Below are 12,444 nucleotides of genomic sequence, written 5' to 3'. Positions count from 1 at the left end.
TGTTCAACCATATGGTTGAATCACAATGCATGGCCGCCGATCTCGACAGCGTCTTCCATGCGCTTGGCGATGCCACGCGCCGCCGGATGCTGCGCAGCCTGGCGGAGGGGCCGCGCAGTGTCGGGCAGCTCGCCGAGCCCTGCGCCATGTCGCTGGCCGCCGCCTCCAAGCACATCCGCACGCTGGAGGCCGCCGGGCTGATCCGGCGGGAGGTGCGCGGCCGCACCCATCTGTGCCGGCTGGAGCCCACTCCGCTGGCTGGCGCGCATCACTGGCTGGCCTTCTACGAGGCCTTCTGGACCCGCCGCCTCGATGTCCTCGACCGCCTGCTGCGCCAGGCGGACCCGCCAACCACCCCCGAAGGAGGAGAGCACACATGACCGCGCTTGCGACGATGCTGGCCGACCACGGCGAGCTGACCGGCCCCGACACCCTGCGCATCGCCCGGCTGCTGCCCGGCCCGATCGAGCGGGTCTGGGCGTATCTCACCGAAAGCGCGTTGCGCCGCCAATGGCTGGCGGCCGGCGAGATGGTGCTGGAGCCCGGCACCGGGTTCGAACTGGTCTGGCGCAATGACGAACTGAACGAGACCCCCGGCCAGCGCCCGGAGGGCTTCCCGGCGGAGCACCGGATGCGCGGCCAGGTGACGGCGGTGGACGCGCCGCGGCGGCTCGACATCACCTGGGGCACGGCCAGCGCCGTCCGCTTCACCCTGGCGGCGCAGGGCGACCAGGTGCTGCTGACCATCCTGCACCAGCGCCTGCCGGACCGCGCCAGCCTGCTGAACGTCAGCGCCGGCTGGCACCGACACCTGGACATGCTGGAGGCACGCGCGACGGGCCGCCCGGCCCCGGATTTCTGGAGCGGCTGGCAGCGCCTGAAGGCGGACTACGCCACACGCCTGCCGGAATAGCCCCGCCCAAGAACCCTCTCCACCCACAGGGGGGGTGAGGGTCGGGGGAGGCAATGAAGGCCGGTGCCCACCCGCCGCGTGGCGCGGCCTAGAACCGCAGGCAGGTCGGCGCCGCCAGCAACAGCACGCTCTCCTGCCCAAAGCGCTCGCGATACTCGGACGCCACCGGCGCCAGGCGGTCCGCCGCCTGCGCCGCATCGGCGCCGGGCAGCACCACCACCAGCAGCTTGGCGGCTTCCCGCGCCACCTGGCCGGTGCTGCCGCGCCATTGCCCGGCCGCGTCCAGCACGGTCAGCCCATCCGGGAAGGCCGGCGTCACGACCTGGTCCAGGAAGGCAGCCCAGCCGGCATCGTCCACAACCTGCACCCCTGCCGCGCTACGCCCGAAGAAGGCTTCCGCCCGCACCCCCGGCGTCAGCCCGGCCGGGCACGAATCCGGCGGCCCGGCGGCGCAGCCGGCGGCGAGCAGGGCGGCAAGCAGGATGGTGAGGCGCTTCATCCGACAAGCCTACGTCGACCGCGCTGCCATGCGAAGCAGCAGGAAGGCGCCCACCGACCCCAGGCCGGCGACCGCCAGCGCCACCTCCGCCCCCAGCGCCGCCAGCAGCGGCGCGAAGGCGGCCGGCGCCAGGGCCATGGCGGTGGTCACCGGCGCCATCACCCGGCCGGCCACCGTGGCGTAGCCCTCTGTCCCATGCAACTCGATCAGGCAGGCCGGCCGCATCACGGACATGACGCCGGAGGCCAGCCCATAGGCGAGGACGAAGGCCGGCGCCGAGCCGGCGACGACCAGCGGCAGCAGCAGCGCCGCCGGCATCAGCAGCAGCGCGGCGGAGGCGGTGGTCACCGCCCGGAACCGCCCACCGCCCAGCACGTCCAGCAGCCTTGCCGCCACCTGCGCCGGGCCGATCAGCGCCGCCCACCAGATGGCGCTGCCGCGTTCCAGCCCCAGCGCCTGCACCAGTGCCACCATGTTCGCCAGCACGGCGCTGCCCACCAGCACCTGCAGGGTGAGCGCGGCGGAGAGCCAGCGCAGCCGCACCGGCAGCGGCCCCGTGGCCGGCGCCCGCGCAGGGCGGGCGCCGCGCGGTGCGGCCGGGATGCACAGCAGGTGCAGCGGCAGCGCCACCGCCAGGTGGATCGCCGCCGCCGCCAGCACCGCACCGCGCCAGCCCCACAGCGCCTCCAGCGCCGCCAGGCCGGGCCAGGTGACGGCGGAACTCAGGCCGGAAGCCAGGGCGAGGAAGCCCAGTCGGCGCCGCGCGCCCTCCGCCCCCAGGGCGGCGAGCGCGGCATTGGCGGCTTCGGTCAGCGCCAGCGCACCGGCCACGCCCATGACCAGGCTGGCCGCCACCGCCTGCGCCGGCCCCTGCGCGAAGGCCAGCAGCACCAGCCCAGCGGCGAAGGCGCAGGATCCGGTGGCCATGGCGGGGCGGGCGCCATGGCGGTCGATCGCGCGGCCGACGCGCGGCGCCAGCGCCCCGGCCAGGCCCAGCAGGATGGCGATGCCGGCGAAGGCGGTGCCGGCGGGCAGGCCGAGATCGGCCTCGATCGCCGCGCCCAGCACGCCGGGCAGGAAATAGGCCGTGCCCCAGCCGAGGATCTGGGTGATGCCCAGCGCGGCCAGCACCAGCCAGGGCGGCGGCGCCGCCCCTTTCCGGCTGGCGCTCAGGCGGTGGTCGCCAGCAGCACCACGCCGGCGGAGATCAGCCCGATGGCGGCGATCTTCGCCATGCCCAGGCTCTCGCCGAACATGCCCCAGCCGATCAGCGCGATCACCACGTAGCTGGCGGCCGTGCAGGGCAAGGCGACCGACATCGGGATCTTCCGCAGTGCGATGATGTACAGCAGCGCCGCGCCACCGTAGCAGCCGAGCCCCACGATCGTCTGCCAGCGGAACAGCTGGTCCAGGAATCCGGCCTCCGCCGCGACGGACCCGCTGGCCCCCGCCTTCAGCAGGATCTGCCCAATGAGCGAGGTGGTGATGGCGGCGGCCAGCGTGACCCAGGCGGCGATCATGCTCAGGATGCCGCGCGCATCGGCGCGGCCTCGGCGGCATCCGGCCGCGCCGTCACCACCTCCCGCACCACGCCCTGCGGCTTGCCGTTGGCAGAGAGGAAGGCGCGGCCGACATACTCGCCCAGCACGCCCAGGATCAGGAATTGCACGCCCGCGACCAGCAGCGTCACCGTCATCATGGAGGCCCAGCCGGAGGGGGTCTCCCCGCTCAGGCCCTCGAAGACCACCACGGCGGCGGCGATCAGGCCCAGCACGCCCATGGCGGCGCCGGCCAGGATCGCCATGCGCAGCGGCAGCACGGAGAAGTTGGTGGCGAGGTTCAGCCACAGCAGCACCAGGCGCTTCAGCGTATAGTTGGACCGGCCCTCGGCACGCGGCAGGTGCTTCACCTCGATGGAATCCAGCCGCTGCGTCACCTGCATCAGCAGCCCGTCCACATAGGGGTAGGGGCCGCTGTACTTCGCCACTTCCCGCACCGCCAGCGCCGACATGCAGCGGAAGGAGGACAGGTACAGGCCCTTCGGCTTGTCCAGCAGCAAATCCGCCACGCCATTGGCGAAGCGGCTGCCCAGGTTGCGCCAGCCCTCATGCTCCTTCTTGGCGTAGCGTGTGTAGACCACGTCCCACCCGCCGAGGCGCGCATGGTCGTATAGCCGCACCACCTCCTCCGGCGGGTTCTGCAGGTCGTCATCCATGGTGATGACGTAGGCGCCGCGGGCCTGGCGCAGGCCGGACATGACGGCGTTGTGCTCGCCGAAGTTGCGTGCATGCTCGATGTAGGTCAGCGGTACGGTGGCATTGCGGGCCAGGGCGCGGCAGACCTCGGCCGAATTGTCCGGGCTGCCGTCGTTCACCAGCACGATCTCAAGCCCGCCGACCGGGCGCAGCGCGGACAGGGCCTGCACCAGCGCACCCACCGTCGCGGCGCCGCGATAGACCGGCACGACGATGGACAGGCCGATGGCGGTGCCGCCGGGCTGTGGCAGGAAGCTGGCCAACCCGGTGACGGGCGCGGTCTGGCGGGCCAAATGTTCGGTCACGTCGCGTTCTCCGTCAGGGCCGCGTGGCGATCAGCAGCACGGATCCGCCGCCGGGCATGGCAATGCCCGCCCGGCCGATCCGCCGCTCGATCTCCGAGACGGCATGCAGGGTGGTGTCGATCCAGGGGGGGAAGTCGCCGACATCGCTGGGTGCGTCCGGCTTGCGATGCAGCACCTTGCGCTGCAGCGCCATCAGCGGCAGCAGCAGGCCGTTCCAGTAGCGCGCGGTGACGCGGGTGAAGCCGGCCGCCTCCGCCATCTGCCGCGCATTGCGCGCGGTGTAGCGGCGGGCGGTGTGCACGCGGGCGTCATGCGCGCTGCGCAGCCATTCATAGGCCGGCAGGTTCAGCACCACGGTGCCGCCTGGCCGCAGCACACGCTGCAGCTCCGCCATGCCGCGGGCGGGTTCCACCCCGGCATGGCAGATCACGTCGATGGAGACGGCGGCGCCGAAGCTGGCATCGGCGAAAGGCAGCCGGTTGGCATCCCCGGCCGCAACCGGCCAGCCGGATTTCTGCGCCGCGCGGCGGGCGGCATCCGCCACATATTCCAACCCGACGGCACCGCGGCCCGGCAGGCCCTGCGCCAGCCGTTGCAGGAAGCCACCGGTGCCGCAGCCGGCATCCAGCACCGGGCCCTCCGCGCCGGGGCGGGCGCGCAACGCGTCCAGCACCCGGGCATGCGCGGCCCGGAACCACCACATGCCGTCCTCGGCAGCGTCCATCAATGCGTATTCTGCGGGTTCCACCACGCCCTTGTGAACAACCCGCGGGGCGAGGGCAAGGCAGGCTTGCGGCGAAGCCAAGGCAGGGCCGGCGGGATGCCCGCGGGCGGAGCCTTGCCGCATCCCCGCCGCAATGCGGTTGCACCCTGTAGCCAGCGCGCCGAGGATGCGCCCCGCCATGCCCCCGACGCCATGACCCCGCACCGAGCCCCCCCACCGGCACGCCCGATGGCCGAGACCGAGCCCTTGCCGCGCGCCGCGGCCGGCACCGCGCTGCGCGTGCGGCTGCTGCGGGCGCTGGCGCTGCTGCCGGCGCTGGGCTTTCTGCTGATGGCGCTGACCCCGCCGCTGAACCACGACGTCGCCGCCATCCTGAACTTCGCCGAGCGCTGGGTGGCAGGGGAATCCCTGTTCCGCGAACTGATCGATGTCAACCCGCCGCTGATCTTCGCCCTGGCCGCCATCCCGGCACTGATCGCCCGTGTCGCGCCGCTGGACATCGTGCAGGCGTGGCTGCTCTGCGTGGTGCTGTGCTGCGCCCTGGCCTGGCGGATGTGCCTGCGGCTGCGGGAGGGTTTCGGCGAGGGCGTGGCGGAACGCACGGCGCTGGATGCGCTGGTGCCGCTGGTGATCGTCATGGTCGCCTACGATGTCGGCCAGCGGGAACACCTGATGGGCCTGTTCGCGCTGCCCTATGCCCTGCTGGCGGCACGGCGGGCCGAACGCATGGCCACGCCGACCGGCCTTGCGCTGGCCGTCACCATCGCCGCGGCGCTGGGCTTCGCGCTGAAGCCGCATTTCCTGGCCGTGCCGGCGCTGGTGGAGGCGCTGGTGTTGCTGCGGGTCGGGCCGGCGGCGGCGCTGCGGGACCGCCTGCCGTGGGTGATGCTGGGCGTCTGGCTTCTGTATCTGGCCAGCCTGCCGGTGTTCTTCGCGGACTACCTCGGCTTCGTCGTGCCGCTGGTGATGGACTACTACCTGGCCAATGGCGGCATCGGCCTGTTCGGCGTGCTGCTGACCAACCAGCTGGGCCCGGCGCTGTTCGCCCTCGTTGTGCTGCTGCCGCTGCTGGCCTGGCGCGGCGCCGGCTGGGCGCCGCGGATGCTGGGGGCGGTGGGCCTCGGCGCCTTCCTCTCCGCCTGGGTGCAGCACAAGGGCTGGTCCTACCACGTGGTGCCGATGGCCATGCCCACCGCGCTGATGGCCGGCTGGCTGGCCGCGCGCTGGCTGGACCGCATGCTGCCCGCCGGGCGCGCGGCGGCGGCCGCGCCGGGCATCGCGCTGGCCCTGGTGCTGGCGGTCTCCGCCGTGCATCTGCGCGGCGAAAGCCCGTGGCGGCAGATTTGGTACGGGGTGTTGGCCGAGGGCCGGCTGACCGCGACGCTCAAGCGGGAAGTTGCCGGGGAGCGCCTGCTGGTGCTCTCCCCCGACATCTACCCGGTCTATCCGGCGCTGAACTACGCCCGTGCACGCTCCACCCTGCGGACGATGAATCTTTGGCTGCTGGTGGGCGCCTATCCCGGCTGCCCCGAGGGCGCGCCCCGCTATCGCGAGCCGTGGGAGATGTCGCGCCCGGAATTCCTGGTCTATCGCACAGTGGCGGAGGATTTCGCGCGCGCCCCGCCGGCCGGCGTGCTGGTGGCGAAGAATTCCGGCATCCCGCGATGCGGGGCGGAGGATTTCGACCCGATCGCCTATTTCTCCCGTCATCCGGCTTTCGCCGAGGGCTGGCGGCACTACACAAGGGTGGTCCACATGGACACCTACCTCCTGTATCTGCGTGAGGATTGATGTCGTACCAGGACTATGTCGGCCGCACCGAAACCCGCGAGGACCGGCTGGACCCCCGCCTGCTGCGTGGCATGGCCGCGACGCTGGGCCGCCCCGTGCCGGCGGACCTGCCGCCGCTGTGGCACTGGATGTTCTTCCAGGACTGGGTGATGCCGGACGGCATCGGCCCTGATGGCCACCCGAAGCGCGGCGGATTCCTACCCCCGGTGCACCACCTGCCGCGCCGGATGTGGGCCGGCGGCCGCCTGCGCTTCCACCCGGTGCCGCTGCGCGCCGATGACACGGTGACCCGCACCAGCACTATCCTGAAGGTGGAGGCGAAGTCCGGCGGGTCCGGCCAGCTGGTCTTCGTCACCGTTGGCCACCTGCTGCACGGCCCTGCGGGCCTGGCGGTAGAGGAGGAGCAGGACATCGTCTATCGCGGGGCGGAAGGCGCCGCCGTGAAGCCCGCCCCCGCCGCGCCCGCCTGGCCCGGCGCCACCACCTCCACCCTGGTGCCGGACCCGGTGATGCTGTTCCGCTACTCCGCCCTAACGGGCAATGGCCACCGCATCCACTACGACCACCCCTATGTGACCGGGGAGGAGGGCTATCCCGGGCTGGTGGTGCATGGGCCGCTGCAGGCGACGCTGATGGCGCAGCAGGCGCTGGACCAGGCCGGCGGCACCAGGCGCCTGCACCGCTTCGCCTTCCGCGGCCGCCGCCCCGCCTTCGACGGCCGGGCGCTGACAGTGCTGGCCCTGGCGGAAGGCGAGCAGGTGAAGCTGGAAACGCGTGACGAGTCCGGCGCCACCTGCATGCAGGCGGAAGCCGAGTTGGCCGACGCCCTTGCCTGAACAACCCCAGGGCGTGGCGGCGGGAAAAGGCCCGCGGCTGCGCCCGCTTCTGGCGCAGGACACGCTGCGCGGCATTGCCATCATCGTCACCGGCTATACGGTGATCTCGGCTGCCGATGCGGCGGTGAAATGGGCCCTGCCGGAGGTCGGCGTCGCGGTGGCCATGATCTGGCGCGGCGTCTTCGGCATGCTGGCGATCGCGCTGTTGGTGCGCTTCCAGGGCCTGCGCCCGGTGCGCATGCCGCTGCTGGCGCTGCGCTCCGCCCTGCATTGCGTGGTGACGGTGGCCTTCTACCTGGCCTGGTTCAACGCCTTCCCACTCGGCGCCTCCTATGCCGTCAGCGCCGCCGCGCCGCTCATCATGACCATCCTGGCCATTCCCCTGCTGGGGGAGAAGGTGGGCTGGCGGCGCTGGACCAGCACCTGCGTCGGCTTCGCCGGCGTGATGATCATCCTGCAGCCGGGCGGCGAGTTGTGGCGCTGGGAAGCGGGGATGCTGCTGGCCGGCGCGGCGACGCTCGGTCTGACGCGGATCTGGACCCGCGTGCTGGCGGCCACGGATACGCCGCAGACCATCGCCTTCTGGCTGCTGGCCGCGCATGTGCCGGTGGGCCTTCTTCTGCTGCCGATTTTCCCGCCGCTGGGGCCGCTGCTGCCGGCCTGGGACATCGTGCTGTCCTTGGCCTTCCTGGGCATGGCGAACGGCTTCGCTCACCTGCTGTTTTCCCGCGCCTTCGCCATCGCGCCGGTCTCCGCGCTCGCGCCCTATGAATACACCACGCTGCTGTGGGGCGGTGTCTTCGGGTTCCTGGTCTGGGCGGAGGTGCCGGCCTGGAACACCTTGGCCGGCGCCAGCGTGGTGATCGCCGCGGGCCTCTACAACCTGCACCGCGAGCAGGTTCGCCGACGCGAGGATCGCGCCGCGGCGGGGCGTGCCTGATGGCGCTTCGCCACGACCCGAAGCGCGGCGTGATCTTCATGCTGGCGGCCTGCGCCCTGTTCACCGCCATGGGCGTGCTGGTGAAGGAGCTGGCCGGCCGCGTCTCCTTCCTTGAGCAAATGTTCTTCCGCAGCGCCTTTGCCCTGCCGGTGGTGATGCTGATCGTGCTGCGCCGCATCGGCCTGCGCGGCGACCTGGCCGGCACGCTGCGCACGAAGCGCTTCCCCGGCCATGTGCTGCGGGCGCTCTCCGGCACCGCGGCGCAGGGCTGTTCCTTCTACGCGCTGGGCCTGCTGCCGCTGGCCGAGCACACGGCGCTGACCAACACCACGCCGCTGTTCGTCACCCTGCTGTCGATCCCGCTGCTGGGGGAGAAGGTCGGCATCCACCGCAGCGGCGCGGTGGTAGCGGGCTTCCTCGGCATCCTGGTCATCGCCCTGGGGCAGGGGGCCTTCACCGGCGACTACAGCGGTGCGGCGCATTGGGGCATGGTGGCGGCGCTGGCGCATGGGATGTTCTCGGCCGGCACCACCATGCTGGTGCGCACGCTGTCGGACACCGAATCCTCCGGCACCATCGTGCTGTGGCAGTCGCTGCTGATGACACTGTTCAGCCTGTTCTGGCTGCCCTTCGTCTGGGTCACCCCCGGCCCCTTCGACCTGGCGCTGCTGATCGCCATCGGCCTGATCGGCGGGCTGGCACAGGTGCTGCTGACGGAAGCCTGGGCCAGCGCGCAGGTCAGCTTCCTCGCGCCCTATTCCTATTCCTCCCTGCTCTGGGCGGTGCTGTTCGGCTGGGCGGTTTTCGGCGACGTGCCCGGCCTCTCGACGCTGGCAGGCGCTGCCGCCATCGTGCTGGCCAGCCTCTACATCATGCACCGGGAGATGGTGCGCCGAGGGACGAGACGATGAGCATCCCCTTCCTGCGCGACGATCCGGTGAAGCCCGGGGAGGCGGTGCCGGTGGCACCGGGCGTGCGGCGCATCCTGTGCGACAATCCCGGGCCTTTCACCTGGCGCGGCACCAACACCTGGCTGATCGGCCAGGGCCGGGTGGCGGTCCTGGACCCCGGGCCGGCGGATGCGGCGCAGCTCGCCGCCATCCTGCGCGCCACGGAAGGCGAGACCATCACCCATATCCTGGTCAGCCACACGCATCGCGACCATTCCCCCGGCGTCGCCGCGCTGCAGGCGGCCACGGGCGCACGGAGCCATGGCTTCGGCCCGCATCTGACGCCGCCCGACCAGGGCGGGGAGGGCGGCGACCATTCCTTTACCCCCGATGTGAGGCTGGCCGATGGCGCGGTGGTGGAGGGTGATGAATTCCGCCTGACCGCGATCCACACGCCCGGCCACTGCGCCAACCACCTGTGCTTCGCGCGCGACGACGGCGTGGTGTTCAGCGCCGACCATGTGATGAGTTGGTCCACCACCGTGGTCAGCCCGCCGGATGGCGACATGGCGGCCTACATGGCCTCCCTGTCCAAATTGGCGGCACAGGATGCCAGCCTGTACCTGCCCGGCCACGGCCCGCCCCTGCCGAACCCCGCGCCCTTCGTCGCGGCGCTGGCCGCGCATCGGCTGGAGCGGGAGGCGAAGGTTCTGGACGCCCTGCGGGCGGCCCGCCGCGCGACGGCGCTGGCCCTGGTGCCGCCGGTCTATGGCCCGGTGCTGGAGCCGCGTCTGGTGCCGGCGGCGGCGCGCAGCCTGCTGGCGCATCTGCTGAAGCTGGTGGCCGAAGGCCAGGCCGCGCGGGATGGCGAAAGCTTCGAGCCGCGCTGAGGCTACAGAACCGCGACAGACACGATCTGGCCGCCGGCGGCGTAAAGGATGCTGTAGCTGGCCCAGGCGTGCTCGTTCAGCAGGTCGTAGTCCGTCACCCGCATCTGGCCGTCCGCCAGGCGCTCCACGACATAGTTCAGCCGGCCCTGGCTGTCGTAATCCTCGTCCAGGCTGCTGCCATCCGTGCCGACGTATCGCCGGTAGTCGAGCACGCCATTGGCCGGGTTGTAGTCCTCGCCCAGCATGCTGCCATCTTCCCACTGGGTGAACAGGTAATCGCGCTGGCCTGTGCTCACATCGTAATCGATGGATTCCCGACGCCCATCGTGATGCAGCGTCGAGATATAATCGACCTGGCCGCTGGCGGGATCGTAGACGGTGCCCTGCTGGCGGAAGTCGTATTGTTCCTCAAAGACGAACTCGGCAATGGTTTTCAGGTTAGTATGGTCGATCGAAAGGGTGCGGCCAAGAGGATCGAGATGGGTGTAGGTCACACTGCTTGGAAGATCGGGACGGAAATCGAGCCGATCGTTGAGGTACCGTAAATTCAGGATGAAACGACTCCCGTCATCCATCAACATGTCGACGTCGTAAAGCCGAAAGGTGTCAACGGTACCGCTGACATAAAAATCGTTCCTGATGCTGTAGGCGGCCCAGGGATGCTCGCCTGCAAGATCATAATCCGTGGCAGAAGCGACAAAAACCGCGTTATCGCCGAAAAAAGGCATCCATTCGTAGTCGATAAGCCCGCTGATGGGGTCGCGCACGATCATCGGCCCTGGGTCCTGCGCAGCAAGAGGTTCAAACGCCTCAAGAGGTTCCATCGTTGCACCTTGCCCCCGGCGTTTACCTTGACGTAAAGCCGAAGCAGAGCGCCATCAAAACACGATCCGGTGTCTACCCATCGCTCATCCGGTTGTCCTGCCCGCGAAATACGATCCGCGGCCGTTCTGCCCGCCTTGCCGCAGGCACCTCCAGCCATTCCGAAAATTCGGTCAGGATCTTGCCGGTGATATCCGCCAGCTTCGCCGCCCGCGCCTGGCTCAGCGGATACCAGGCCAGCCCTTCCAACTCGCCCGACCCGCCGATCTCGCCGCGCACCGCCTCGGCGGGGGCGATCAGGAAGCGCGCATTAAAGCGCATGCTGCGCGTCGTCGGCGTGACGGCGCGGCAGAGGTAGTCCAGTGGTGCGAGGTCGGCGAGCAGCCGCGTGCCCTTCATCTCCCCCAACAGCAGCCCGGTTTCCTCATACAATTCCCGCGCCGCCGCCACCCCCAAGGCGCGCGCCAGGGAAGGCTTCGCCCGGTGTGCCAGCAGCCCGAAGGTCTCCGGCTTCATCTCGGACAGCGCCTTCACGCCGTGGTCGCCGCGGTCCACGCGGCCGCCCGGGAACACCAGGATGCTCGGCATGAATTTGTGCTTGGCATGGCGCATGCCCATCAGGATCTCGGGCTCGCCCGCACCCTGTCGCCAGACGATCAGGCTGGCGGCGTGGCGTGGCACCACCGTGCGCTTGCGCGGTGCCGGGACCAGGTCGCCGGCGCCGCCGGGGTTGTCGGCGGTTGCGTCAGCCAAGGTTGATGCCCCTCGTCGCCAGCCAGGCGCGGAAATTCGCGCGTTCCGGCACGGAGAGCTGCCGTGCCGCATTTTCGGACCAGGTGCAGCCTTCCGGCTTGGGCCCATGCACCTCGGGGTAGCGCGGCTTGCCCGGCGGGCGCAGCGCATCATAGGCGGGCAGGGCGGCGGCGAGGCCGCTGTCGTCATAGGTCTCCCGATGCACCACCACGGAAGGCGGCAGCCGTGGCGAGGTCTCGTTGCGCTTCGCGGGGAAGCCCAGCGTCAGCCCGGCCAGCGGGAACACCCCCTCCGGCAGCCCGAACAACCCCTGCACCAGCGCCAGATTGTTGCGGACATAGGAAATCGGGCAGGTGCCGAGCCCCGCCGCCTCTGCCGCCATGATGCAGAACCCCATGGCCAGCGCGGCGTCGGCGGAAGCGTTCAGGAAGGTGTCGATGCTATCATTGGCGTGGGCACGGCCCTGCGCCGCGCAGACCTGCCGGCCGCGGCGGATGTCGCCGCAGAACAGCAGCAGCACCGGCGCCTGCTTGATCCAGGGCATCGTGCCGATCGCATCCGCCACCTGCGCGATCTTCGCCGCGTCCCGCGTCACCAGGATGGAGAATTGCTGCAGGTCGGACTTGGCGGGCGCCGATTGTGCGCCGGCCAGCACCAAATCCAGCAGCGCCTCCGGCACCGGGTCGGGCCGGTAGGCGCGGGTCACGCGCCGGTCCAGCAGCAACGCCAGGCCGGCGGGGATGTCGGCGGGCGGGGTGAAGGGCAGCGCGCCGAAGCGGGCGCGGATCAGGGTCTCGGTGTCCATGTCCCGCAGCCTCTCACGCAG

The 12,444-nt window shown here is 71.0% G+C and carries 15 protein-coding genes; 7 read left to right on the top strand and 8 right to left on the bottom strand.

Annotated features, from left to right (window positions below):
- The first annotated feature begins 29 nt into the window (after positions 1 to 29).
- Positions 30 to 380: an ArsR/SmtB family transcription factor gene (locus HEQ75_RS13820; protein WP_209318538.1), complete on the top strand. Its 351-nt coding sequence runs from the start codon at positions 30 to 32 to the stop codon at positions 378 to 380.
- Positions 377 to 913: an SRPBCC family protein gene (locus HEQ75_RS13815; RefSeq protein ID WP_168031473.1), complete on the top strand. Its 537-nt coding sequence runs from the start codon at positions 377 to 379 to the stop codon at positions 911 to 913. The genes HEQ75_RS13820 and HEQ75_RS13815 overlap by 4 nt, the downstream gene beginning before the upstream one ends.
- An 88-nt stretch (positions 914 to 1,001) precedes the next feature.
- On the opposite strand, the gene HEQ75_RS13810 is transcribed toward HEQ75_RS13815, so the two are convergent.
- The 5 genes from HEQ75_RS13810 to HEQ75_RS13790 are packed head-to-tail and all read right to left on the bottom strand — an operon-like array spanning position 1,002 to position 4,696.
- Positions 1,002 to 1,412, bottom strand: a complete 411-nt coding sequence (locus HEQ75_RS13810; protein ID WP_168031471.1) for a DUF3574 domain-containing protein — start codon at positions 1,410 to 1,412, stop codon at positions 1,002 to 1,004.
- 9 nt (positions 1,413 to 1,421) lie between these two features.
- Positions 1,422 to 2,543 carry an MFS transporter gene (locus HEQ75_RS13805; RefSeq protein ID WP_168031469.1) on the bottom strand — a complete coding sequence of 374 codons (1,122 nt, stop codon included), beginning with the start codon at positions 2,541 to 2,543 and terminating at the stop codon, positions 1,422 to 1,424.
- Between the two features lie 38 nt (positions 2,544 to 2,581).
- Complete coding sequence (locus HEQ75_RS13800) at positions 2,582 to 2,932, bottom strand: DMT family transporter (protein WP_168031467.1); 351 nt, start codon at positions 2,930 to 2,932, stop codon at positions 2,582 to 2,584.
- Between the two features lie 2 nt (positions 2,933 to 2,934).
- On the bottom strand, positions 2,935 to 3,972 hold the full coding sequence (locus tag HEQ75_RS13795) for a glycosyltransferase family 2 protein (RefSeq protein ID WP_328733922.1): 1,038 nt from the start codon (positions 3,970 to 3,972) through the stop codon (positions 2,935 to 2,937).
- 13 nt (positions 3,973 to 3,985) lie between these two features.
- Positions 3,986 to 4,696 carry a class I SAM-dependent methyltransferase gene (locus HEQ75_RS13790; RefSeq protein ID WP_209318537.1) on the bottom strand — a complete coding sequence of 237 codons (711 nt, stop codon included), beginning with the start codon at positions 4,694 to 4,696 and terminating at the stop codon, positions 3,986 to 3,988.
- A 228-nt stretch (positions 4,697 to 4,924) separates the two neighbouring features.
- Between HEQ75_RS13790 and HEQ75_RS13785 the strand changes: the two genes are divergently transcribed.
- Genes HEQ75_RS13785 through HEQ75_RS13765 form a run of 5 tightly spaced genes read left to right on the top strand, consistent with a single transcriptional unit; the run spans position 4,925 to position 10,043 of the window.
- Complete coding sequence (locus HEQ75_RS13785) at positions 4,925 to 6,487, top strand: hypothetical protein (protein ID WP_168031465.1); 1,563 nt, start codon at positions 4,925 to 4,927, stop codon at positions 6,485 to 6,487.
- Positions 6,487 to 7,323, top strand: coding sequence for an FAS1-like dehydratase domain-containing protein (locus tag HEQ75_RS13780; RefSeq protein ID WP_168031463.1), 837 nt, complete (start codon positions 6,487 to 6,489; stop codon positions 7,321 to 7,323). The genes HEQ75_RS13785 and HEQ75_RS13780 overlap by 1 nt, the downstream gene beginning before the upstream one ends.
- Entirely contained in the window at positions 7,316 to 8,263 is a 948-nt protein-coding gene (locus tag HEQ75_RS13775; protein ID WP_235961601.1) for a DMT family transporter, read from the top strand. The genes HEQ75_RS13780 and HEQ75_RS13775 overlap by 8 nt, the downstream gene beginning before the upstream one ends.
- Positions 8,263 to 9,174, top strand: a complete 912-nt coding sequence (locus HEQ75_RS13770; protein WP_168031461.1) for a DMT family transporter — start codon at positions 8,263 to 8,265, stop codon at positions 9,172 to 9,174. Before HEQ75_RS13775 ends, HEQ75_RS13770 begins: the two co-directional genes overlap by 1 nt.
- The gene (locus tag HEQ75_RS13765; RefSeq protein ID WP_168031459.1) at positions 9,171 to 10,043 is read left to right on the top strand and encodes an MBL fold metallo-hydrolase; all 873 of its coding nucleotides are present in this window, start codon (positions 9,171 to 9,173) and stop codon (positions 10,041 to 10,043) included. Before HEQ75_RS13770 ends, HEQ75_RS13765 begins: the two co-directional genes overlap by 4 nt.
- Positions 10,044 to 10,045: 2 nt before the next feature.
- Here the strand turns inward: HEQ75_RS13765 and HEQ75_RS13760 are convergent, their stop codons facing one another.
- From HEQ75_RS13760 to HEQ75_RS13750, 3 genes are all read right to left on the bottom strand, one after another.
- Positions 10,046 to 10,816, bottom strand: coding sequence for a hypothetical protein (locus tag HEQ75_RS13760; RefSeq protein ID WP_168031457.1), 771 nt, complete (start codon positions 10,814 to 10,816; stop codon positions 10,046 to 10,048).
- Positions 10,817 to 10,940: 124 nt separating this feature from the next.
- Positions 10,941 to 11,618 (bottom strand): NUDIX hydrolase, encoded by a 678-nt coding sequence (locus tag HEQ75_RS13755; protein ID WP_235961598.1) that lies wholly within the window; start codon positions 11,616 to 11,618, stop codon positions 10,941 to 10,943.
- On the bottom strand, positions 11,611 to 12,423 hold the full coding sequence (locus HEQ75_RS13750; protein ID WP_168031454.1) for a nitroreductase family protein: 813 nt from the start codon (positions 12,421 to 12,423) through the stop codon (positions 11,611 to 11,613). Before HEQ75_RS13750 ends, HEQ75_RS13755 begins: the two co-directional genes overlap by 8 nt.
- Positions 12,424 to 12,444 lie beyond the last annotated feature (21 nt).

This window comes from Falsiroseomonas selenitidurans, from assembly GCF_012103215.1.
GTDB lineage: Bacteria > Pseudomonadota > Alphaproteobacteria > Acetobacterales > Acetobacteraceae > Falsiroseomonas > Falsiroseomonas selenitidurans.
The sequence above is the reverse complement of the archived record's forward strand: the minus strand, read 5'-3'. Positions and strand labels throughout refer to the sequence as shown.